Here is a 24,194-nt window from a genome sequence, read left to right as displayed (position 1 = left end):
TTTTAATTGTCTATTGCTTTTCTGACTGATTTGTGAGAAATTCTAATTTAATCCTTATCTACGGTAAATCTATCGATTTTTAGTAGTTAAAATTCTGCATACATCGCAAGCAGCTAGTATTTTCTTACTAACACGCACTATGGCTAAGTAATGTCTCCAGTCAGTTACTTCTAGCCAAGTTTGACCTTGACCTTTTTACTCAGGAGAAATTTCATGTTATTTGAATCTGACGCAGCTAATCAAACTCAAAACGATAGTCAACATTCTCCAATCCGTCGTTCATTCAAAGGTCGTTTCAGCAGACGTTCATTTCTCAATCGCACCACTATGTTGACTGCTACTAGTGTAGTTGCTGGTGTGATGGGTTCTACCTTTTCTGGTTGGAAGAAAGAAGGGATAGCTGAAGCTAGAGACAGAGATAGAGATATAGTCGGACGCTTCGATTATGAAAGGTTTGTGAATAAAGCCTATCGAGTACGCGTAGAAGCAGCACGACTAGAACGGAGTTTTCCCATTCCACCACATCCAACAAATGGTGATGAAGCGCGTTATAGCAACAAAATTGGTAGTGATAGTAGAGGATTACCCCACGACCAAAGGGGCGAAGTCAATCTAGACGCATACAAATCTTTGACCAAAGCTTTAACCACTCAAGACCCCAACGACTATGAAAAGATCATTTTGGGTGGTACAAGAAAGCTAGTTAACCCTCAAGGGCCTTTGGCAATTAGCTTAGAAGGGATTAATGCGGCTCAGATTGGCATACCAGCACCACCAGCTTTAGCTAGTGCTGCACGCGCGGCAGAAGCTGTTGAACTCTATTGGCAAGCTTTACTGCGTGATGTGCCTTTATCCAAGCTGGAAAATAACACTGATAATCCCAAAGTTTCGGCAGCTGTGGAAGATTTAAATAAGCTTTCGGCATTTGACGGGCCAAAAGTGAATGGTCTTGTCACCCCGCAAACTCTATTTCGCGGTAGCGTCAACTATGTCGATCCTGCTGACCGTTCAGGTAAAACAGCAAAATCGGTGACACCTCCAGGTGTATTAGATGGCCCCTACATTTCCCAATTTCTCTTGCGGAATATTCCTTGGGGAACTCAGTATATTTTGGGGGTAATTCGGACTGCTTTACCTGGTAATGATTTTCTGACTGACTTCAACGAATGGCTGACTGTTCAAAATGGCGGTAGTTCTGGTAGAGCGATTCAGTACGATCCTAAGCGTCGTTATATTTCCACTGTGCGCGACCTTGGAGAGTTTGCTCATATTGGTGGTGCTTTATATTATGGAGCTTCTTTACTTCTGAGTGCGCCAGTAAGTTTGAGCGATCCTTTAATTAATGGTGGGATTGGCGCACCTTTAAATCCAGGTAATCCTTATGTAAATTCCAAAACGCAAGTTGGTTCTAGTGCTACATTTGCCGTTGGACATTTGCAAGCTTTACTTAACTTAGGCACGTCTCGTGCCATCAGAGCCTCATACTGGCAAAAATATTATGTCCATCGCATTTTGCGTCCAGAAGCTTATGGTGGGCTAGTTTATAACAATCTTGTCAATAAAACTCAATATCCCATTCATCCTGAGTTGTTCAAATCTAAAGCTTTGGAGCAGACATACAGTACTTTTGGCACTTATTTATTACCTCAGGCTTATCCAGAAGCCTCGCCGCTTCATTCTTCATATAGTGGTGGTGCAGCATCGATCGCAGGTGTAAGTGTAACATTATTGAAGGCTTTCTTTGACGAGAATCACATCATTCCCAATCCAGTCATCCCTGATCCCCAAGATCCAACCAAGCTGATTTCTTACAACGGCCCGGCATTAACTGTGGGAGGTGAATTAAATAAACTAGCCACTAATTATGCTATTGGTCGTGGTCATGGCGGTATCCATTGGCGTACTGATGGTGCTGCTGGTTTAGCTTTGGGTGAAGAGGTAGCGATTAGCCTACTCAGAGACGAAAGACTAGGTTACAACGAAGCATTTAAAGGTTTTACCTTCACCAAATTTGACGGCACAAAGATTACTGTCTAATCTTATGCCTGTGCGCTTGTGTAACAATGCCGCAAATCATCTTAGATACCTCACTTTCATAATAGTGGGGTATTAATTTTCTAAACCACCAAAGGTAAAACTAAACGACTAACTACTCGATGATCTGGTAATTGATAGAAATTTAACTCGCCTCCCAACTGCTCGATTAGCTGTTGGCAAATTAGCAGATGTAATCCTGGTGGTTGGTTAAGTGCGGAAGGGCTGAGTATATCTCTGGTAGTTTGTTTTTGTAGTGCGGCCAGTAGGTGCGGTTCAATTATGCCATTATCTGTAATTGATATTTCTAGCCATTTTTCATCTAAGCGACGACACCAAATGTCTATTCTGCTGCCACTTTGAGAGCGGTTGCAGGCAACAACTAATAATTCGTATAGTACTAACTCAAATTTAACTATATCACCAGCGATCGCTAACGATGATGGATAACTGGAAGGTTGCAATCCTTTGAGAAATATTCCACTATTATTCGAGTCTACATCTGTCGCCGATTGTCCTAAACCATGCACACCTGCCCAAAGTTTGCGCTGTTTAAGTAGATGATCCACTCTTTCGAGCGATCGCTTCAATAATGTGGCAATGGGCATTGTTTCGGAACTTTGATGCAATTGCCATTGCTCTAGTTTAACTAAAGCGGTCATCGCGGCTGTTGCATGGTCTAATTGCCGCAATAGTAATTTATAGCGCGTCTGTGTGAGTTCATTTGTGGGAATGCCCAAATCTTCTATCTGGCTTAATAACTGGGTGACTGTTCTTTGAATTTCTTCTAAGCGTCGATGTTTGTACCAATTTAATTGTTGCAATTCTTGGGTTTTTGATTCTAGCAATCTGGTAATTTGCTGTTGACGACGCGACCAAGCTAACTGCGTTACTAGTGTTTCTGTAGCATGGAGGCTTTGTTGTGTCCAATGTCGGTTACGGCGGTCTGTAACTAATAGTACTCCTGTAGGGGCATAATCAGCATTAGTCCGCAGCGCGATCGCTAAAACTTGACCAATGCTCTGACCGTTTAACCATTTTCTGGTTTCTGGTGGTAAGTCATCAGCATAGACGCAAACATAGTCATTTTGAGATAATGCCCACTGAATTATCGCTTCGGTTTCGATGGTAATAGGTTGCTCGGCTACTACCCCAAACCGATGGTCGTGAATTGCACCAGGAACAATTTCTGCAACGTTTTCGCCCGGCAACCAAGATAATAGCACTGTCCCAGGAGAATTCAGCACGGTGGCGATTTGTTCTAGGGCAGTGCGTTCTAGATGTTTAGCCCCTGCATCAGTGGTAGGACTTTGGGATTTTTCGAGAATACGTAAGCATTGCTGAATACTAGCGAGAATTTGCCGTTGTTGTGCTGTATCAGTGTGGAGTTGCCATTGCCGGACAATTACGCCAATTTGTTGACTTACAGCCCATAATAATTCCTTTTCTAGGCTGGCCCAGCTACGATTAGTTTCATGAGTAATGACCAAAAGTGCTCTTGGTGTATGACCTTGAGTACAATTACAAACTAATAGCGATCGCATTCCATGTTCTAATAACAAAGGTCGCCAGTTAAAAAACCGCAAATCTTCGTCAACGTTCTGCACCTCTACTGCGGTTTTGGCTGACTTTAACATCTGCTCATCCATATCTTTGAGAGCATTAAAAGTAATTGTCAATGGACGGCGATTTTGGGGTTGGCTTTGAAAAATAATTTGATAACTATGCAAATCAGGATTGTATTGTAATAGTAAAAAGCGAGTAGCCGAAACTCTGGTTAAAACTTTAGTTGCACAGTTGCTTAACGTCGCTTGGAAATCTTCATCGTTATAAATAGCTTTGGCAATTTGACCGCTTAATTGGGCATCATCTTGAATTTGCTTGATAGTTGTTTCCATTGTTTCGGTAGGTGCAACTAAAGAAATTAACCCTGCTGCACTTTGAACAAAATTCTTGTCGGCTTCCGTCCAAATTCGCGGTTCATTGGCTTCGACGGCGAGAAAACCTAATAGTTCTTTTTGCCACAGGATGGGTGCGGCTAACAGCGATCGCACCTGTAAACGTTGCAATACTTTGGCTGTAAAATGACTGTTTAAAGAACTACGCTCATCACCAATTAAGACAATTTGATTAACTGACAAAGCATAATAAAATTCATTTAAATCTTGTACTGTCATCCCCGCAGCTATTTGCTGTTGGCTCTGATTCCGGCCAATGTTTGCCAGATGATTACTCATCCGACACCAAAAATACCGCCCTTGTCGCTCAAACCAATAAATATTTGTCCGGCTAGGAGCAACAAATTGATGTGTTGTTTGGACGACTGCTTTTAGTTTTTGGTCGATATTATTGAGAGTACGTAAATTTTCTAATAAATATAATAATGGTTCATCAAGATGCTTAGTTTGCTGACGCTGTAAATTCAGTTCATTTTGATAAAGTACTGCGCCTAGTTCACCTAACACCATTAATAACCGAGCTTTGGCTTCACCTGGTAATAAATACCCCCACCGTTCAGAACCGAATAATAATAAGCCTAAAAAACGGTCTTTGTAACGAATAGGTAAAACAATAGTTCCTTGAATACTAAATTTTTTGCCTATTTCTTGCCATTCGGCGGCACGAGGTTCTAGTCGCAAATCTGCCACACCCAAAGGACGTTGTTCAATTACTACTTGTTCTAAAAGGTCGCCAGGGCTAAGTGTAACTTGTTTGCGTAAAACCTTAGTATCACCATCAGGCGTAATGCCGCCTTTGCCAATTAATGTATGTTTGAGACGGTCATATAAAGCAATCCAAATTAGATTGTAATCGAACTGTTCTCTAATATAAGAAATAGTAGTTTCAATCAAAACATCGACGTTATCCTCTTCTCTGATAGTTTGGAGGACACGTCCCAAAGCAATCATTGGTTGTTCGGCGGCTATTTGTCTTTGTTGCTGCCCCATTTGTTCTCTGTTTAGCATCGCTTTTTATATATAAGATGCCCAGAAAAGCAGCCTAATACCATTTTGGATTTTAAATTTTGCGAAAAGTTCCCCACCCCTTCAGGGTGAGAATACACATATCTTGCACGAGGGCGACTGAAGTCGCGGCTACACAGACAAAACCCCTGACGCTCCTGCGTCGCTAACGCTGCGCTAACGGGTTCGGGGGTGACGCTCCTTCTCCCAAAGGGAGACGCTACGCGAACGTCGCTCTAAGCGAAGCCATGCCGTCAGGCTTTACGCTGCGCTAACGCAATCGACGGGAACCGCCAAGACTGCGACCCCCTCACCGCCTGCGCGGGTTCCAAACCCTTGATATTGCGTTAGTCCGCGTGGTGCGCCAAGCGCAGCGCAAGCGCGATAGGCGGACGCGCGTTTGTATAGCCGAGCCAGTGCGTTGGGCGGGCAATGCCCGACTTGAAGCATCTGACGTGCGAATTCTATTCGCTGGGGCTAGGTGCAAGATGTGAAAATAGGGAACAGGCAATGCTAAAAGCTGCACACCCTCTTGTGTGCTTCCCCTGCGGCCTCAATGTGCTTTCTTCTCTGCTGAAGCGCTGATTAGGGTAAATTTGAGTCGATACTTAAAATCTGATTTAGTTGATTTTGCATTTGTTCACGGAATTTTTGTGCCTGCTGATAAGCGGTTGTATGATTTTTACCAGAATTGATATTTTTCTCTAAAGGTTGAATAAAATATTGCAAACGTGTTTTCATTGCCCAAACACCCATTGAGGGAAATAACAGCAACATCAACATTAAGGGTGATATGGGTAAGAATGGTAATTTGATGAGTTTCTGTAATTTTTTTATATTTATAGCCCAAGGATGGAGAGATTCGCTACCGATACAAACTACTGGCAAAATTGGAATATGATAGCGATCGCTCAACTGCATAAAGCTGACATCGAATTTTTGCAGTTGATAGCGTTTTTGCCAACCTTTACCGGGGCCGCGGATACCTTCGGGTGCGTATAACAGAATTTTACCTTGGGCTATCGCCACTTCAAAATCATCTATATTTGCTTTGACTCCACCTAAAACCTGAGACCATTTAGGCGGTAGCCACCAAATCATCCAAGGATGTTCAAATAACGAGACATTCGCTAAAGGTTGCACAGACCATCCGCAAGCTTCACTTAATAAATAACCTAAACTAATAAAGTCCCAAGGAAAACACATACCTGCATGATTCATTGCCACAATCATTGGCCCTGTTTGTGGCAAATTATCAATTTGTTGCAAATTCCCGCGAAAATAATATTTAATAATTGGGGCTAATATTTCATTACGAAAAGCTTGTTGATATCTAGGGTTAAATTCACCAACTTCTTTTCTGGGTGAACGACAACCAAGACGCAACCATCTAATTAATAATGCTAAATAATAGCCGCCAGGGATGAGAAATAATATATATTCTAGCCAATTCCAGCCGTCGGGGTCGCTGTGATAATGTTGCCAATGGCGGTTGAGTAAAATCAGCCAACCTGGAGGATACCACAGACAAAACCAATCAAACCAGCTAAATCGGTAGCCTGTATCTGGTGTTGTTTTTACTGGCTGGTTGAGGATGTTTTCAGTGTGTTGATTAATCACAAAAGTCAGGCGGATTAGACAACAGTATAGTTGACGTATATATTAACTTTTGTATTTCCCGATGACATCCCGCTACGGTATTAAAATTATTGACCAACGTAGTCAATATTATCAAGTTAAAGCCGCAATTAAATTAATTACTCGTTCTTTGACTTGATCACGAACTTGACGAAAGGTGTCAATTGATTCGCCTTCGGGGTCATCTAGTTGCCAATCTGCAAATATTTCTCTTAATACCCAAGCTTGGGGTAAATTCACCCCGCAGCCACATAAAGAAATTACAGCGTCGTAATCTTCTGGGTTAAAATCACTTAAAGGTTTAGAAGTTTGGTGACTAATATCAATGCCAATTTCTGCCATAACATTAACAGTAATTGGGTCTACTTCACTGGCGGCTAAACCAGAACTATTCACGACAATTTTACCTGCGCCAAGGGTGCGAGCGAAACCTTCTGCCATTTGCGATCGCCGGGAATTATGCTTGCAAACAAACATTACTTTTTTCATAATTATTTTCCTAAAACTTGGTTAACAATTATTCCAGCAGTAGAGTGTATTGTCGCACAGCGCAACGCACTATTGGGATATCTAGAGTGGTGCGTCAGCCTACGACATAACACACCCTCATTTTTATGTTTATTTACTTCTTAAGCACAACATGGCTTTTTAACAGCCTGAACTACTTCTTCTGAATTAACATCTGTAACTAAATTATTTTCGGGTTCAGTATCTCCCACTTTCACTACAAATACTTCCCAGCGATTACCATCTGGGTCTGTTACCCAAACTTTATCTTGTATGGCGTAGCAACAATCTGTATTTTCTTCTGTAAATAAAGCTAACCCCGCATCTTGAAAACGCTTGATTGCTGCTTGCACTTCTTGTGTACTATCTACCTGGATACCTAAATGAGATAATGCACCACCTACTTGCACACTTTCAGCTAAATTTAGGGTTAAATTTAACGCTGGATTAACAATATCAAATTTGGCGTAATCAGCTTTATACTTTACAGGTTCAACACCAAACATTGCTCGATAAAATGCTACTGATTTCTCAATATTTGTTGCGTTTAATGCTACATGAGTTTTTAATACAGACATAAATTTTACTCCTAAAATTCATTATGAATAACTGAAATATTCTACGAACAACAACGAGGGTCTCGTAATGTTGCCTTTTCTGGCTCTCTTGGAAACCAAAATGCTGTGCGTTTACAAAATTCTACCAGCATTAACATAACTGGGACTTCAATTAAAACGCCTACAACAGTGGCTAAAGCCGCACCAGAATTTAAACCAAATAGAATGACAGCCGTAGCAATGGCTACTTCAAAATGATTACTAGCTCCAATTAAGGCGGCTGGGGCAGCATCTTCATAATTTAAATTGAGCTTTAAAGCTGCTACATAACTAATCAAAAATATAAAGTTAGTTTGAATGAATAGAGGCACAGCAATCAATAAAATATGCAATGGATTGTTAACAATCAATTCGCCTTTAAATGCAAAAAGTAAAACTAAAGTAATCAGTAACGCTGTAATCGCAACCGGACTGAGATACTTTAAAAATTGCGTTTCAAACCATTCTTTACCTTTGTGTTTAAACATCCAGTAACGGCTATACATCCCCGCAAATAAAGGCAACCCAACATAAATTAGCACCGACAAAAAGATAGTCTGCCAAGGCACAGTTAAATCATTTGCAGCTAACAACCACCTACCTAAAGGCGCATACAAAAATAGCATCGCTAGAGAATTAACTGCTACCATTACCAAGGTATGACCTTGATTACCATAAGATAAATATCCCCACATCAATACCATTGCAGTACAAGGCGCAATACCTAATAAAATTGTCCCAGCAATGTAAGAATTGGCTATTCCTACTTCCCCACCATGTATTAACTCATTCCCTGTAATTAAAGGACGAAACAACCATCCTAAAAAGAATTGGGCGAATATCACCATTGTGAAGGGTTTAATTAACCAATTCACTACTAAGGTAAGAATTACAGGCTTTGGGGCGCGAATTGCATTTGCAGCTTGGCTAAAATCAATTTTTACCATGATGGGATACATCATGAAAAACAGACAAACAGCAATCGGAATTGACACTTGATAAATACTAATTGCATCCAGTGTCACAGCTATTTGAGGAAATAATCTTCCTAGTGTAATGCCTGCAATGATGCACAAAAATACCCAAATCGTGAGGTATTTTTCAAAAAAACTCAGGTTACTCTTGGTTTTTACTGGGGGTATACTTTGGGGACTGGTATTCATTGATTTCTCCTGAAAATTTTAGTCACCGTCTCCTGCTTTCCAAGCGATCGCTTTACTAGGTTTGGGATTGGGTAGTTTTAAGGAAACCAATCCGGCTGCTAATACGAAAAACATCGATGTCCACAAACAACCAACTAATCCCAACATCTGGTAAATCAAACCCGACAAAACTGTCCCGGCTAGGCGACCACCAGAGTTTGCCATATAATAAAAACCAACATTCAGGGCTACTTTGTCATCATCAGTAAACGCCAATACCAAGTAGGAGTGAACTGCTGAGTTAAAGGCAAACACCACACCAAACAACATCAGTCCACCGACGATCGCAATATTAGCAGGTACACCTAATTGCAGAGACAGAGCGATCGCAGCTGGTACTAATGTTAAAGTAAATGTCCAAAATTGGATGGTTTGCGCTTGCGGGGGACGACCAGAACCAAACCGCCGAATTAATGTTGGTGCTAATGATTGAATCACGCCATAGCCAATTACCCAAACAGCTAAAAATCCGCCAACTTGATAAAACGACCAACCCAAAAATTCCCGTAAAAAGACTGGTAACGCCACCACAAACCAGACATCCCGCGAACCAAATAAAAAGAACCGCGCAGCTGAAAGAATATTAATCTCCTGGCTTTTAGAAAACAGTTGACTAAACTTAACTTTTTTCTTGATTCTGCCCATACCTTTCGGCAGCATTAGCCCAGTAAACATCAGCAAGAATAGTCCTCCTGCCATAATCAACAAGGCATTCACAAAGCCAAACAAAGTCAAAAGTGCGCTACCAACAAAAAAGCCTACGCCCTTAAGAGCGTTTTTAGAACCTGTTAAGATTGCTACCCACTTAAACAAAGACGACTGGGCATCTTGAGGAACTACCAAACGAATGGCACTCTTAGAACTCATCTTAGTTAAATCTTTCGCAATGCCCGAAAATGCCTGCGCCGTCATCACATAAAGCACCGCTAACCACTGCACCCAACTAGGATTCAACCAAGAAAGCATCACCAACGACACCACCTGTAACCCAATACCCGTGTAAAGTGTTACTTTTAGTCCTAATTGTGACCCAATCCAACCACCTAAAAAGTTCGTGACGATGCCAAAAACCTCATAGAACAAAAACAAAAAAGCTATTTGTAATGGTGTATAGCCAATTTGGTTAAAGTAAAGCAGTACCAGCATTCGCAAAGCACCGTCCGTGATGGTGAAACCCCAATAAGCAAGCGTCACCAAGATATAGTTTTTTAAATTGGCACTAGAAGCTGTAGTAGAAGCCATAATTTATTACTGTGAAATAAACTCCGCGTACCTCAGCGCAAACCTCAGCGTTACTCTGCGTTAAAAAATTACTTCAAACTCAAAGCCACCTTCCGAGCGAGTTCTACCATGCGGTTGGCATAACCCCATTCGTTGTCATACCAAGCCAGGATTTTCACTTGCGTCTCGTTCACAACCATTGTCGAAAGAGCATCAATAATTGAAGACCGAGGATCATCTTTGTAATCGATGGATACTAAAGGAAGTTCTTCGTAACCCAAAATCCCCTTTAGTGGTTCCTTTTCCGAAGCAGCTTTCAACAAACTATTAATCTCAGCAACAGTGGTTGGGCGCACCACTTCAAACACGCAGTCTGTCAGGGAAGCATTGAGTAATGGCACTCGCACCGCTACACCGTTAAGCTTTCCATTCAGTTCAGGATAAATTAGTCCAATGGCAGTTGCCGAGCCTGTAGTGGTAGGAATCAAAGATAAACTAGTAGCTCTCGCCCGACGCAAATCTTTATGAGGAGCATCAACGAGGGTTTGGGTATTAGTATTGTCATGAATAGTTGTGACTATTCCATGTTTAATGCCCAAACCTTCATGAATAACTTTGACTACTGGAGCCAAACAATTAGTTGTGCAAGAAGCAGCTGTTAATAAATGATGCTTGTCAGGTTCATAAAGGTAATCATTTACCCCCATCACAATATTGAGTGCTTCTTCTTTGACGGGGGCGGCGACAATTACCTTTTGTACTCCCCGCTTGAAATAGGGATCAAGGGTAGCAGGAGTGCGGAATTTACCAGAGCATTCTAGTACCAAATCAACACCCAATTCTTCCCAAGGCACTTCACTAGGTTGGGAATATTCACTAAAGCTTAAAGGTTTGCCGTCAATTAAGACACGCTCTCCTTTTGCTTCTACTTCTGGTGTCCAACGTCCGTGAACAGAATCGAATTTAAGCAGGTGAGCAGCTGCTACTGCTCCACCTTTAATTTCATTAATATGGACAAACTCTAATTCTGTCCAACCCCAAGCAGCCCGTAAAGCTAGCCGTCCAATCCTACCAAATCCGTTAATGCCAACACGAACTGTCATTAGTTTTCCTGTCAATATTTAAAGAAATAACGCAACTCTTGTAGATGGCGATCGCATCTTCTTTTACTCTGTGTTCTATGAATTATTACTATTCTTCTTTCCGCAATAATTCACTGATAGTTAAATTAATTTGTTCTTTCCCAGCAAATAATGTCCCCGATTTACCAGCTTTGAAACGAGCTTTATCTAATTCGTAAACTTCACTAGGTAAAGGCACATAACCTACAGAAGTGGCTGTGAACTGTGCATATTTAAGGTAGTAATCAATAAATTCTTTAAGTTCAGCTTTGTTCTGCACAGATTGAGCATTTACGTAAATAAACAAAGGCCGAGACAATGGTTGATATTTCGCATCTTTCACTGTATTAACTGATGGTAATACTGCCCCTTGGCCGTTATCAACTGCTAAGGCTTTTAGTTGATTTGTGTTGTCTTGATAATAAGCCAAGCCAAAATAACCTAAAGCGTTGCGGTCTTTCGCAACTCCACGCACAAGGGTAGTGTCGTCTTCGCTTGCTGTGTAGTCTGTACGGCTAGAACGAGTTTTGCCAACAATCGCCTCGGTGAAATAATCAAATGTCCCAGATTGATTACCTGCACCATATAAGTTCAGTGGTTGATCAGGCCAACTAGCACGTACTTGATTCCAACGCGTGATTTTTCCTTGGGCTGAAGGTTCCCAAATCTTTTTCAACTCTGCAACTGTAATATCTTTAGCCCAAGTATTATCTTTGTGAACAGCAATTGTCAAAGCATCATAGGCAATGGGAAGTTCGATAAACTTCACGCCATTTTTACTGCAAGCTTCTATCTCTGCTGTCAAAATGGGTCGTGAAGCATTGCTAATGTCTGTTTGATTAGCACAAAATTTTTTAAACCCGCCGCTAGTACCAGAGAAGTTAACTGCAACTTGTCCTTTATATTGTTGCTTTGTTTGTTGAAGTTGGTTTGCGATCGCTTCGGTAATTGGATAAACCGTGCTTGAACCATCAATTTTAATTCCTGAGACTTTTTCGGAATTACTCACTTGGGTCACATTTACTGACTGTTGAGTTTGAGTAGATGTGTTGGATGTTGTTGCACAACTTGTTACCAAGACCAACATTCCAAATGCAAGAGCTAGTTTCTTTGCTGTTGCGTTCATTGACCTCACCTATATATTTAAGATGATATTTATATCATTTCAAAAAAAATTGATATGTCAATTACAGACAACCTACTATACACAAATATTCATCAAAAAAAATTGATATATCAGAAAATTTTATTGCATAGACACAGGTTTAAATTATCCTGCAACTATGCAACGTCCTCAATTTCACAACTTCAAACCCAAATATCGGAAGTACAATCACCGCCAGGATAACGCATCTCATGGGCGCGGGCTGGGCCTGCGGGTTCTTGACCGAAATCAACATAGAAATTCTCGTTGATTTTTATGCCACCATTTTCTGTATCACAGTCAATCTGCAATAAATAAGAGCCAGTGGGCGATAAATCGGGATAAAACTGATTATCCCAACTGCTAAACAGAGAATTCGTGACATACAGTCGTTTGCCATCTAGGCTGAGTTGTAACATCTGCGGGCCACCAGCTAATTTATGCCCTTGAACTTGGCCACTTTTGCCTAGCAAACCGCCGCACCAAACTTGACCTGTGAGTTTTGGATGAGTAGGATCGCTGATATCGTATTGGCGAATATCTCCGTGTAGCCAGTTAGAGAAGTAAATGTAGCGATCGCACATCGAAATTAAAATATCAGTAATCAACGATGGCACAGGTATAGGCCAGCCTTCCACCTCTACTGACGGGATATCAATCACTTTCTCTACTTGCCAATGACCGTTAGGCTTGTGCCAATGCCACACATTACTGCTGAGGGCGGCGGCGACAAACCCATGCGTGCTATCGGGGTTGTGGTGAAAGCGCACTTCTAAGGGAATTAAACCTTCTGCACCTAAGTCAAAGCTTTGGAGAATTTCGCGTTTTGACCAATCCCAAAAATAGATATGCTGACCGTAGTTACCTGCCGTCACATCATTGAGGTCAAAGCCAGGATAATAAGTTTTGGGTGCGCCCCATCCACTACTAACCATGATGTTATGACGTGGTTGATACCAAAAGTCATAGTTAAATCTCATACCATCGGCTTGGTTTTCCCAACGTCCGGCGATGTCAAAATTCTCATCCAGGAGCAAAAAACCACCAGGGCCATTACCTTCGCTATCACCCAGCATCGAAATCATCACATAACCGTCAGCTAGGCAGTGTACTGTATGGGGCGCTGTCAGGCTGGTCTTTTGGATAATTTCTTCTGGTTCAATTACTTTGTATAGTTTTGGGGCTGTAGTTTCGGCTGTATCAACTACATAAATTCGGCTAGAGCGTTGTCCGGGAATGATGGTGAACCGCCTTGTTTTACTAGCATCGCCATGACAAGAGCTACAAGAATTCCAGCCAAAGTGGTGTAATTCATCACCAATGTAGGGCATGGGCAGGCGATGAATTATTTGCGAGTAAGTGGGCGAATTAGGGTCAACGTCTATAGTTGCTAAATAATCTGGGGCTTCTATTCCTGTACCCGTATAAAGTGCGATCGCATACAGCACCTTTTCTCGTTCCGCTTTGATGGCGGCTTCTGGGGAGGCGTAACCGGGGCCACAGCAAGCATGAGTCATAATTAAAAACCTCAACCAGTATAAAAAATTTTGGGAAATTCTGCGATCGCAGTTATTCCTAATAAAGCTTTATTGAATACTTGTCTTAATAAATAGTTAATTTAAGCAGATTGCCTGATATGTTGTGCTTGATGCCGTTGCTGCAATTGAGTCATGTGGTTAAACAAATGCCAACAATATTCTTCAGGTAGACCGCAAGTAACCGCACCTCTTAGTACAACATTAAAATACCAATCATTAGGAGCCATTTCCTCTGGTAGCTTATCAACTACTATATATGTGCGAACATCTTGATATATGGAGTTATGGCTGTGAATTTCTACTATTTCGTGTTGATATAGTCTTTGAGCCACACCTTCGCGGATATCTAAGTATTCGCTGAGTCGCCAGGGTAGCTGATAAAGTACACCTTTTACACTGGCTTTTGGGTCTTTGACCACATCCAAAACACCACATTTACGGGTGGGGGAATAGGAATAAAACCCCAAACGGTAGCCTTTTAACACTCCAGGGCCGATGACGTAAGGGTGGGTGTTTTCGCCCAGCGAGCGCTTTAAATCTACTGGACACATACACGAGCCATAAGCAAAATAGTAAAAAGTTGGCTCTTTTTGTAACTCTTGTTGCAGTTTCAAATCTATCTTGACAGGATTATGAGAATGCACCCAATTGTAGCCTGAGTGTCGATTTTGGTTACTCATTTATCCTTAGAAATATTAACTACACGGAGAATTTTATCATCAAATCTGGACAATATACAACTAAAAATCGATAGCTTAACCGTAGTTTAAGATTTTATAAATTTGATAACCAGTCTTTTGCAGCAGCAGGCGATCGCAACTGGATAAAATTTAGATGATTATGCTCAGGTGCTTGGCATAGCGTCTGATACTTTTGGCGATTTTTACCGTAAGTTTGAATTGCCCACAACAAAATAGAGTCACGGCTCATGAAGGACTTTTGCCATGTCTCGTAATTACCATTGCAGACTTGCTGTTGTGTGACTACCCGCGAAAATGTGCGCCACAAGATTCGACGCATCACCACTGGCCAAGAATAGTCTAGCCAAACTACTGTGTCTGCCCTTGCCCAGACAATATCACGCACTATGCTGTAATTACCATCAACAACCCAGCGAGAGCCAGACAAAGATTGCGAAACGCGAGTGCGCATCACATCATTTGGTACTTCCACCCAATTAGGTTCCCAGTGGAGATAATCGAGTTCGATATGGGGTATGGCGAGGCGTTGAGATATAGCCAGTGCTAAGGTTGTTTTACCTGAACCAGAGGTTCCCACCACAGAAATACGTTGCACTATACCTCCAAATTCAATAAATACATCAATTGTTGGAGGAAAGGCTAAATTGCCCCAATTTTTTCACGATGGTGGGGTTTTAATATAAATGCCATATCAGGGCCAGACGGCACAATCCCACCAGGGTTGAGAGGGAAAAGATTACCGTAATAGTCTTGCTTGACACTTTCTAAATCACAAGTGTTAGCAACCCCTGGTAACTGATACAAATCGCGTAAATATGCGCCAAGATTGGCATAGTCTTGAATACGGCGACGGTTACACTTAAACAAGCCATAATACACAATGTCAAACCGAAACAGTGTTGTAAATAGACGCACATCGGCTAAGGTGACATTGTTGCCACAAAGATATCGACTCTGATTTAAGGCTGCGTCAATTTCATCAAGCGTGTTGAACAATTCGTCACAGGCTTTGTTGTAAGCTTCTTGAGTTTGAGCAAAGCCACAACGATACACACCATTATTCACGCTTGTGTAAATTTTTTGATTCCACCAGTCAATTTTCTCTTGCAATTCTTTGGGGTAGAGATTTAATGTCGGGTTAGCTGCAAACTCATTAAATTCTGAGTTCAACATAACAATAATCTCTGCACTCTCATTATTCACAATTGTCTTAGTTTGAGTGTCCCATAACACTGGTACTGTACTGCGCCCAGTGTAGCCAGGTTGAGCCAGTTCATATAATTGGGGTAGAGTTTGGCAACCTTCCTCTTCGCTGGTAAATACCCAACCCCCAGTAGTCGCAGAAGGCTCAACAATTGCTACTGAGATTACATCTTCTAACCCTTTGAGCGCCCTGACAACTAATGTGCGGTGCGCCCAAGGACAACCCAAGCCGACATAAAGTTTGTAACGTCCTGTGGCTGGTTGATAAGTGCTTGCTTCTGCTGCACTGACAAAATTTCTAAATTGGCTATCAGGACGAATGTATTCGCCTGATTGATTGCGGGGGGCAAGTCGAGACATCATCAGATGCCACAGAGTCGTCCAGACATACTTGCCCAAACTGATGATGAGCTTTGGCGGCAGGGACTTGCCTTTTTTCTTTGGTTTGGTATTAGTCATAGTTGAGTGAGTAATCTTACCCCTGCTCAATTACAACTCTATTGTCTCGAAAAATTTAATTGTTATCGTCGATTCTGACTAATTGCCCTGCTTTGTATGCTTGTCTAAGTGCGATCGCCTCTGCCACAATATGCTGGGCGGTTAATCCTTCCTCATCCATCATTCGCTGTAAGGTAATCCCCGTCTGCTCGTTAGGTTCATGAATGGGCGGAATTTGGCAGTATCTTCCACCATTTTTCGTCCGTCGCCAAATACTTGGTTTGTCATACCTAGCTGTTTTGCGTGTTCGCTGCTTTTTAAGTAAACCGCGCACACTTTCTTGATTAATCACGCTTAAATCTAGTAAGCGATTAATAATTGGTTGATACTTCTTGCTGTTTTCGGCTAACTGATATATGGTTCTCGGCTCAACCTGGGCAATATCTTGCGGTGAGAACTTTTGAAACGCTGCCGCAATTTTCAGATACTTCTTTTCCTCCCCTTGCCAACCTTGTTCTAACAAGAGTTTTTTATAGTCTGGCAGCGAAAGCTGATTTTTTTGTTCAGCTAACCAAAAGGCATGATGCAAAATGGCCTTAGTCACATCAGAAAGCCTTTGAAACGTCAGGTTTTCAGCTTTTTTTGCCCGATGAGCTTTGTGTTCAGCAGATTGCTCAAACTGAGAATTGTTAATTGTTTGCGAATTTGCTGGTGCTGCAACTATACCCTGTAATGGTGTCATCATAGTATTGATGTATTAATCTCGTTTAGACTTCGTTGACGCAGTAGAGGTTTAGCAGTTATAGAACAATTGTACTACTAAAATCTCTATAAGAAACCCCAAACATACGCAAATTTGGCGTGAGGTTGTAAAACCTTGGGGAGTAGGGAATGGGGAATAGGCTTGAAAGTCTCTCAGTATCCATGTTGGATAATTAGGCTTTGTCATTATCTATGGTTCGACTGCTATAAATTGTTCTCACTCGTCCTACATTCAAGGCGTGCAGGATGTTGCCCCAAACAGAATTTGAGATGTTTTTTATTTGCCAGTTCCTTAGAAGTCCCAGCAGTGCTTGAGTTTTACCTATTCCCCATTCCCCTACACAAATGTCAGCTTTTTTAACCAGCTATCTGCTTGCTGGTATAACTTGAACTTTCTTTCATCGAGCCGGAATTCTGAAGTGTGAACCATTCTTTTGCCATTTACCCACTTTGTGCCGTGGTGTTTATGTAGTAATTCGTGATATAAGACAAATTCAACCACAAATTCCGGCACTTTTGCACTATCAAGGCTCATACTCAGGACGACTCTATCTCTAGCTGGCTCATAGTGTCCAAATTTGCGATAGGTTTTAATTTGGCTCCAAGTCAGACGCGGTTTGAGAAGTTTGGCAGCAAAATACTCAGAGTTCAATTTGTCGAATAATTGATTTAAGTTATAAAATTTTCCTTGGGGATTTTCGGCGATAACTTCAGCAATTAAATCTAAATCTAAGAGAACTGCACTATAATCTTCTGCAGCTGCAAACGCTCTGATAAGTTGGGTATTTGGTTGATTTTTACCAAAAATACTACATTGTACTAATGCTTGTAAAACCTCTTCTGGGGCGTAAATAAAACCTTCGTTAATTTTGATATCAACAATTTTGTTAGACCTTTTGCCTTGATACAATCCTGCTAAATTAGTAAATGCAATCATGACTTCGGCTGGATTTTGATTTTGCGCATTCAGAAGTTGTTGCGTAATTTGTCGCACGCGATGAGTGCTAACTAAATGCAGATTTAAATTCGTTTCATCTGTGAGAAACTTGCACCAAGAGTAAATTTGACGAGATGAAGTGGTTAAGTTAGCTGGGGTGATTTCTAAGTTAGAACAGATTTGTTCAATGGTTGCGGCTGTTTTGCATAAAGTTTGGCTCAGTAGTTGTTTTTGTGCTGTGTTGGGATTAGGAACCGCAGCTAAATTAAAAATATTGCGTAATATATTATTTTGTTGTACTCGGATGTTTTTGATGCTGATACTCTCAACTTTCATGAGATTCTCGGAAATTAGATTATAAGTAAGTATTCAGGAGTCAGAATCTAGGAGCCAGAATGTTAGAAAATTTAATTATATTCTTCAGGACAACAATAGACTATTCATCCTGAACTACTATTAAATTATGACTTCTGGCTTCTGTGTGCTGAATCCTTAAGATTATAAGAAATGTCAGTTTTGAGATACCTGACTTTTTTTAAAAGTCGAGTATCTTCAGCCTAACGATATATACTTAATCTATCTACGGTCAGTAATCAAATATTTTTTTCAAGTATATTATACAGAAGTTCCACTTTTGTTTGTGCAGCGATCGCTCCCCTAATTCAGGCTATAGGAGCGATCATTTCTCTTATATAGGAAAATTCAAGATTACTTTAATATTTCATCTAGCAAATTTCGCGCGGATTGTGCTTTTGTTAAGGCCGTTTGATGATCGCTATAAGCGCGAACTAATCGAAAAAGACCGCTTATACCTGTTTTAAGTTGTTCTAGTTCTTCGCCAGCGATTAATTCTCCATCGAGCATTCTACCAACTAAGGGTTTGATATCTCCCACTTCTTGCCGGACTTTTTGCAGTTTTTCTACACTACTTAATAAGCTTTTGAGGGAATTCAAGATGTTGTCAATATCTTGGTTCTCTTCTACTGCTGGAGATGAATTCTGCTCTGTAGTTGTATCTTCAGCGTCTACAACTAAGGGGGTGTCTTGTGCTGTGGTTTCACTTTTAGCACCGTTTGACTTTGCCATTAAAGTTTCCTCAAGAAATTGTTTTTAGTTTAACGCTTGCCGTAACTACTGCAAAATTTTCCTAGATTCCTGATAGCCGTCTGATTGAATAAGACAGCCATCTATTCTCTTTTACTTTTACATTTAATTATCAAAATTAACAGGTATTATCTATATTATTTAGCAATCTTATCTTGGATTAATTCATCAGATTTATTTAAAATAAATAAACTGCGATCGCCACCACGCCCAATTCTCAATGTTTCATCGAGATAAGTAATATCCAGGGTAGCAACTCTCCCCGCAGGATTATTGGCCGGAACAACTTTAAAAGGATTGAGTTGAGGGGTATCAATGCCCAAAATTTGCCCAATTGAGAGGTAACGTTTGTCAAAATAGACATTAATTCGTTTGTGGGCAACATCATCTGTTGCAGCTTCAAACCTAGCTGTTACTTTAACACAGCCTGATAAAATACCTAGAAAATGTTTAACATCAGCAAGATTAAAAAATTGCTGATTAGCAATGTTAATTACTTGATAAACTTTCCCTACTTGTAACCCTAAAGGCAGAGAATCTAAAGCCCGAATTTCTCTAGCGGTTGAATATTGTAGTTGCCAAGCTCCATCTAATAAATCAATGGCATTGACAAGGGGATGAGGATTGGGGTTTACGTTTTCTATCTCCTGAGTTAATTGTGCAATTTCTGTAGCCGTAGTATTGTCAATTTTGATATTGGTAATAGGAGCGCCATCTCTATTGGGTTTAATTGCCTCTAGCTTTGCTTGTAATTTTGCCTTCAATGAAATTCGATTGTTCAAGAATTTAATAATTTCCTATTTATCGACTATTAATTTTATTAGGCCTTATTTTGTTTCAGGGCAAGGTTAATTTTTGTGTTGCTAATTTAAAAAACTTTTCAAATTTATATTACAGAACACCAAAGATTATGGATATTGCTCAGTGCGATCGCAGTCTTATAACTGCGCTGAAAAGAACTTCCCAGATTTGCAGCTTTGGCATTATTTTACTAGGGTGCATTGTGTTACTGGGTTGGATATTTGACATTCATTCTTTTCAAAGTATATTACCGCAATGGGTCACAATGAAAGCCAATACAGCACTAGGTTTTGTGCTGTCGGGCATAGCGTTAAATTATGTACACTCGACCAGCAGAGTTAAACGCCGATTAGCTCAAAGCTGTGCCTTGGTTGTAATTATCTTAGGATGGCTAACTTTAAGTGAGTATTTGTTTGGTTGGAACTTAGGTATAGATCAACTATTTTTTCAAGATAACCCAAAAGCCATAGCTACCTCTAACCTTGGGAGAATGGCTCCTGTATCAGCATTGAACTTTACTTTTTTAGGTAGTGCTTTATTCAGCTTGGCTAGCCCAATTGTGCGTTATCGACTGGTGCAACTATTAGCTTTTACCTCTGCTTTACTCGCCTTGCAAATTATCATTGGTTACGCTTATGGGACAAAAACAATATTTGAGTTAGCATTTTATACTTACGTTGCACTGCATACTGCGATCGCATTTTTGCTGCTCTCAGTTGGTGTTTTATGTGCTGCTCCTGAACAAGGCTGGATGAATTTATTAGTCAGTAATACCGCAGGTGGAATTACAGCCAGGGTGTTGATGCCGGCTGCAATTGCCGTCCCCTTTATACTTGGATGGTTGCGGCTGTTAGGAGAAAGAATTGGCTGGTTTGATGATCCTTTCGGACTTTCTTTTCATACCACGGGTAATGTAGTTGCTTTTATTGGGTTAACTTGGTATTGCGCCAAAGAACTAAATCAAGTAGATATCAAGCGTCAACAAGCCAAATTAGCCTTAAAAGATAGCTACACTCAACTAGAACAAAGAGTTCAAGAACGCACCACTGAACTATCGCAAGCCAATATAGCTTTACACCAATCTTTAAAAGAACTAGCAGATATTAAATTTGCCTTAGATGAATCTTCAATTGTTGCCATTACCGATGCTCAAGGCATGATTACTGATGTTAATGATAAATTTTGCCAACTCTCCCAATATTCCAGAGCAGAATTAATCGGGCAAAATCATCGCATTATCAATTCTGGTTATCATCCCCAAGACTTCTTTAGCCAAATGTGGGCAACTATTTCTCAGGGAGAAGTATGGCAAGGCGAAATCAAAAACCGTGCTAAGGATGGAACATTCTACTGGGTAGCTACAACTATTGTGCCGTTTGTGGATGATAGAGGCAAACCATATCAATATATTGCTATCCGTTCAGATATCACCAACCGCAAGCAAACGGAAATAGCCTTGCAAGAAAGCGAAGCTCGCGCCAGAGCCAGAGCCGCAGAATTAGAAACATTTATGGAGGCAGTTCCCGTAGCCGTTTGGATTGCCCACGATCCTCAATGCCACAACATGACTAGTAATCATGCTGCCTACACCATGATGCATCGAAATTCTGGCTCAATCATGACGGCGACACCGGAGAGTGGCGAATACCCCTTTGATTTTAAAATTCAAAGAAATGGAGCGGATATACCCCTCAATGAACTGCCAATGCAGAAAGCAGCCAGAACGGGAGAAAGTGTTGAAGGCGATTTGGAATTTATTTTTGGCGATGGTGAGGTGAAGTTTATAGATGGCCGGGCTGTGCCATTACTAGATGATGCGGGAAATGTGCGCGGAGTCATTGGGGCGTTTTGGGATGTCACTCAAATAAAAACCGCACTCAGCTTACGCCAGCAAGCAGAAGCTGCTTTACGCCAGAGTGAAGAACGCTTCCGCCGTGCCATTCTGGATGCGCCTCTACCAATCATGCTACACACAGAAGATGGCGAAATTTTGCAACTCAATCATGCCTGGACAGAAATTACAGGTTACACCATCGAAGATATCCCCACACTAGCAACCTGGACAGAAAAAGCTTATGGCAATCTTCAAACACAAGTCCTAGCAGAAATCATCCGCGTATTTCCGCTTCAAGGTAAAGCCTTGATGGGTGAATATTCTATTACTACCAAAACAGGCGAAAGCCGCATTTGGGATTTTTATGCTGCTCCTTTGGGTCAATCATCAGATGGTAGAAGGATCGTAATTGCGACAGCAATTGATGTCACTGAACGCAAGCAAGCAGAAGAAGAACGCAATCAGTTTTTTAACCTTTCTCAGGACTTGATCTGCATTGCTGGGTTTGATGGATATTTCAAGCAACTTAACCCAGCCTGGTCAAAAATTTTAGGTTATAGCCAACAAGAGCTTTTAACTGCACCTTTTTTGAATTTGGTTCACCCCGAAGACGTGGCAAAAACTAGCTTAGAAGCCAACAAATTGGCGACAGGCATTCCTTTAAATATCTTGGAAAATCGCTACCGTTGTCAAGATGGCTCTTATAAATGGTTAGAGTGGAAATCTGTTGCTAACCGCGACCAGAACTTGTTGTTTGCTGTGGCTCGTGATGTTACTGAGCGCAAGCAAGCAGAACAACAACTACAAGAACAAGCTGCCATGTTGCAAAGGCAGGCTGATCTACTGGAATTAACCTACGAAGCCATTATTGTTCGAGATCGGCAAGGGGCGATTACTTACTGGAACCGAGGCGCAGAAACGATGTATGGTTGGCAGCGAGAGGAAGCATTCAATCATATAACTCATAGTTTTCTGCACACTCAAGTTCCCGCAGGAATTGATCTTGATCGCACAGTGATGGAGCGAGAACACTGGCAAGGCGAACTCATCCATACTTGTAAAGCAGGTCAAAAAATTATTGTTGAAAGCCGCCAGGTGTTAATTCGAGATCCGCAAGGCAACCCCACCGGATATTTAGAAGTTAATCGAGATATTACAGAACGTAAAATAGCCGAAGAAAGATTGCGAGCCAGCGAGGAGAAATTTCGCGCTACCTTTAATCAGGCAGCCGTTGGTATTGCTCATGTGGCCTTAGATGGAAGGTGGCTGCGAGTCAACCAAAAACTCTGTGATATTGTCAATTATTCTTTTGCAGAGTTGCACCAAAAAACCTTTCAGGACATTACATATGCTGAAGATTTAGAACTTGATTTAGCTTACGTCCAACAGTTGATGGCAGGAGAAATTCAAACCTATTCAATGGAGAAACGTTATGTTCGCCAAGACAGTTCTCTGGTTTGGATTTACTTAACAGTATCATTGGTACGGCAACCAGAGGGAACACCAGACTATTTTATTAGTGTGATTCAAGATATTAGCGATCGCAAAGCCGTAGAATTGGCAATTCAGCAACTCAATGAAACCCTAGAGCAACGAGTCCAAGAACGCACAGCCCAACTAGCAGAAGTTAACCAAGAATTAAAACGCTTTGCCTATACTGTTTCTCATGACTTGCGATCGCCATTGCGTGCCATTAGAGGTTTAATTGATGCTTTAGTAGAAGATAATGGCGATCGCTTAGACGAACTAGGACAAGAATATGCTCGCCATATTGCCGATTCTGCCCAACGGATGGATTCTCTGATTCAAGACTTACTTGCTTACAGCCGACTCAGCCAAACGGAAATTCAGTTGCAGACGGTTGATTTAACAACTCTCATACCGGAAATTTTGCTGCAACTTGAACCAGAAAGCCAAGCCAAAGAAGCCGAAATTACAGTAACTCTGCCCCTACCCCAAGTAATTGGTCAGCCAACTATTCTAACTCAGGTGTTGATCAATTTATTGACAAACGCCTTAAAATATGTATCGAATGGTGTAAAACCCCACATAAATGTCTGGGCAGAAAAACGCGAAGATTGGATACGCATCTGGGTAGCGGACAATGGTATTGGGATTGCACCGGAATTTCAAGAACGAGTTTTTGGTGTGTTTGAAAGGCTGCATGGTTCCGATACTTATTCAGGAACAGGGGTAGGACTGGCGATCGTCCAAAAAGGCATCGAACGCCAAGGTGGCCGAGTCGGAGTAGAATCAGAGCTAGGCAAAGGTAGCCGTTTTTGGATAGAACTGCGACAAGTTTAAGCTGATTTTGTAGAGACGTTGCAATGCAACGTCTCTCTACAGATTTGGAAACATCACGAATAACCTCAACCCAACCGTATTAGACTATCGTGTGCTTTTAGTCTAGGCTTTTATGTACCTAGACTTGATGAATTGGTTCGTCTATC

The 24,194-nt window shown here is 41.2% G+C and carries 18 protein-coding genes; 2 read left to right on the top strand and 16 right to left on the bottom strand.

Annotation, left to right across the window (positions count from 1 at the left end; all coding sequences use genetic code 11):
* Window positions 1-213 precede the first annotated feature (213 nt).
* Window positions 214-2,037, top strand: a complete 1,824-nt coding sequence (locus H6G69_RS30390) for a vanadium-dependent haloperoxidase (protein WP_190692925.1) — start codon at window positions 214-216, stop codon at window positions 2,035-2,037.
* A gap of 80 nt (window positions 2,038-2,117) precedes the next feature.
* On the opposite strand, the gene H6G69_RS30385 is transcribed toward H6G69_RS30390, so the two are convergent.
* From H6G69_RS30385 to H6G69_RS30310, 16 genes are all read right to left on the bottom strand, one after another.
* Window positions 2,118-4,982 (bottom strand): GAF domain-containing protein, encoded by a 2,865-nt coding sequence (locus H6G69_RS30385; protein WP_190692949.1) that lies wholly within the window; start codon window positions 4,980-4,982, stop codon window positions 2,118-2,120.
* A gap of 600 nt (window positions 4,983-5,582) precedes the next feature.
* Window positions 5,583-6,617 (bottom strand): 1-acyl-sn-glycerol-3-phosphate acyltransferase, encoded by a 1,035-nt coding sequence (locus tag H6G69_RS30380; RefSeq protein ID WP_190692922.1) that lies wholly within the window; start codon window positions 6,615-6,617, stop codon window positions 5,583-5,585.
* 111 nt (window positions 6,618-6,728) lie between these two features.
* Window positions 6,729-7,124: an arsenate reductase, glutathione/glutaredoxin type gene (gene arsC, locus H6G69_RS30375; RefSeq protein WP_190692920.1), complete on the bottom strand. Its 396-nt coding sequence runs from the start codon at window positions 7,122-7,124 to the stop codon at window positions 6,729-6,731.
* 140 nt (window positions 7,125-7,264) lie between these two features.
* On the bottom strand, window positions 7,265-7,720 hold the full coding sequence (locus H6G69_RS30370) for an ArsI/CadI family heavy metal resistance metalloenzyme (RefSeq protein ID WP_190692918.1): 456 nt from the start codon (window positions 7,718-7,720) through the stop codon (window positions 7,265-7,267).
* Window positions 7,721-7,761: 41 nt separating this feature from the next.
* On the bottom strand, window positions 7,762-8,901 hold the full coding sequence (gene arsB, locus H6G69_RS30365) for an ACR3 family arsenite efflux transporter (protein ID WP_190692916.1): 1,140 nt from the start codon (window positions 8,899-8,901) through the stop codon (window positions 7,762-7,764).
* Window positions 8,902-8,919: 18 nt separating this feature from the next.
* Window positions 8,920-10,182: an organoarsenical effux MFS transporter ArsJ gene (gene arsJ / locus H6G69_RS30360; RefSeq protein ID WP_190692914.1), complete on the bottom strand. Its 1,263-nt coding sequence runs from the start codon at window positions 10,180-10,182 to the stop codon at window positions 8,920-8,922.
* Window positions 10,183-10,250: 68 nt separating this feature from the next.
* Complete coding sequence (locus H6G69_RS30355) at window positions 10,251-11,264, bottom strand: ArsJ-associated glyceraldehyde-3-phosphate dehydrogenase (RefSeq protein ID WP_190692912.1); 1,014 nt, start codon at window positions 11,262-11,264, stop codon at window positions 10,251-10,253.
* A gap of 88 nt (window positions 11,265-11,352) precedes the next feature.
* Entirely contained in the window at window positions 11,353-12,408 is a 1,056-nt protein-coding gene (locus tag H6G69_RS30350; RefSeq protein ID WP_190692910.1) for a PstS family phosphate ABC transporter substrate-binding protein, read from the bottom strand.
* A gap of 182 nt (window positions 12,409-12,590) precedes the next feature.
* Window positions 12,591-13,943: a selenium-binding family protein gene (locus H6G69_RS30345; RefSeq protein WP_190692908.1), complete on the bottom strand. Its 1,353-nt coding sequence runs from the start codon at window positions 13,941-13,943 to the stop codon at window positions 12,591-12,593.
* A 101-nt stretch (window positions 13,944-14,044) separates the two neighbouring features.
* Window positions 14,045-14,644 (bottom strand): gamma-glutamylcyclotransferase, encoded by a 600-nt coding sequence (locus H6G69_RS30340; RefSeq protein WP_190692905.1) that lies wholly within the window; start codon window positions 14,642-14,644, stop codon window positions 14,045-14,047.
* A 94-nt stretch (window positions 14,645-14,738) separates the two neighbouring features.
* Window positions 14,739-15,260: an adenylate kinase gene (locus H6G69_RS30335; protein WP_190692903.1), complete on the bottom strand. Its 522-nt coding sequence runs from the start codon at window positions 15,258-15,260 to the stop codon at window positions 14,739-14,741.
* A 44-nt stretch (window positions 15,261-15,304) separates the two neighbouring features.
* On the bottom strand, window positions 15,305-16,327 hold the full coding sequence (locus H6G69_RS30330) for a glutathione S-transferase family protein (RefSeq protein ID WP_190692901.1): 1,023 nt from the start codon (window positions 16,325-16,327) through the stop codon (window positions 15,305-15,307).
* A gap of 55 nt (window positions 16,328-16,382) precedes the next feature.
* A complete protein-coding gene (locus tag H6G69_RS30325; protein WP_190692899.1) occupies window positions 16,383-17,051 on the bottom strand; it encodes a hypothetical protein in 669 nt (222 codons plus the stop codon).
* 354 nt (window positions 17,052-17,405) lie between these two features.
* On the bottom strand, window positions 17,406-18,341 hold the full coding sequence (locus tag H6G69_RS30320) for a M48 family metallopeptidase (RefSeq protein ID WP_190692898.1): 936 nt from the start codon (window positions 18,339-18,341) through the stop codon (window positions 17,406-17,408).
* A 372-nt stretch (window positions 18,342-18,713) separates the two neighbouring features.
* Window positions 18,714-19,091, bottom strand: a complete 378-nt coding sequence (locus H6G69_RS30315; RefSeq protein WP_190692896.1) for a hypothetical protein — start codon at window positions 19,089-19,091, stop codon at window positions 18,714-18,716.
* Window positions 19,092-19,246: 155 nt separating this feature from the next.
* Window positions 19,247-19,891 (bottom strand): PAP/fibrillin family protein, encoded by a 645-nt coding sequence (locus H6G69_RS30310; RefSeq protein ID WP_190692894.1) that lies wholly within the window; start codon window positions 19,889-19,891, stop codon window positions 19,247-19,249.
* Between the two features lie 128 nt (window positions 19,892-20,019).
* Here H6G69_RS30310 and H6G69_RS30305 point away from each other — a divergent pair, with 128 nt between their 5' ends.
* Window positions 20,020-24,048 (top strand): PAS domain S-box protein, encoded by a 4,029-nt coding sequence (locus tag H6G69_RS30305; protein WP_190692892.1) that lies wholly within the window; start codon window positions 20,020-20,022, stop codon window positions 24,046-24,048.
* Window positions 24,049-24,194: the final 146 nt, after the last annotated feature.

The organism is Nostoc sp. FACHB-110 (assembly GCF_014697425.1).
GTDB lineage: Bacteria > Cyanobacteriota > Cyanobacteriia > Cyanobacteriales > Nostocaceae > Nostoc_B.
This window is presented reverse-complemented; position numbering and strand designations above follow the sequence as displayed.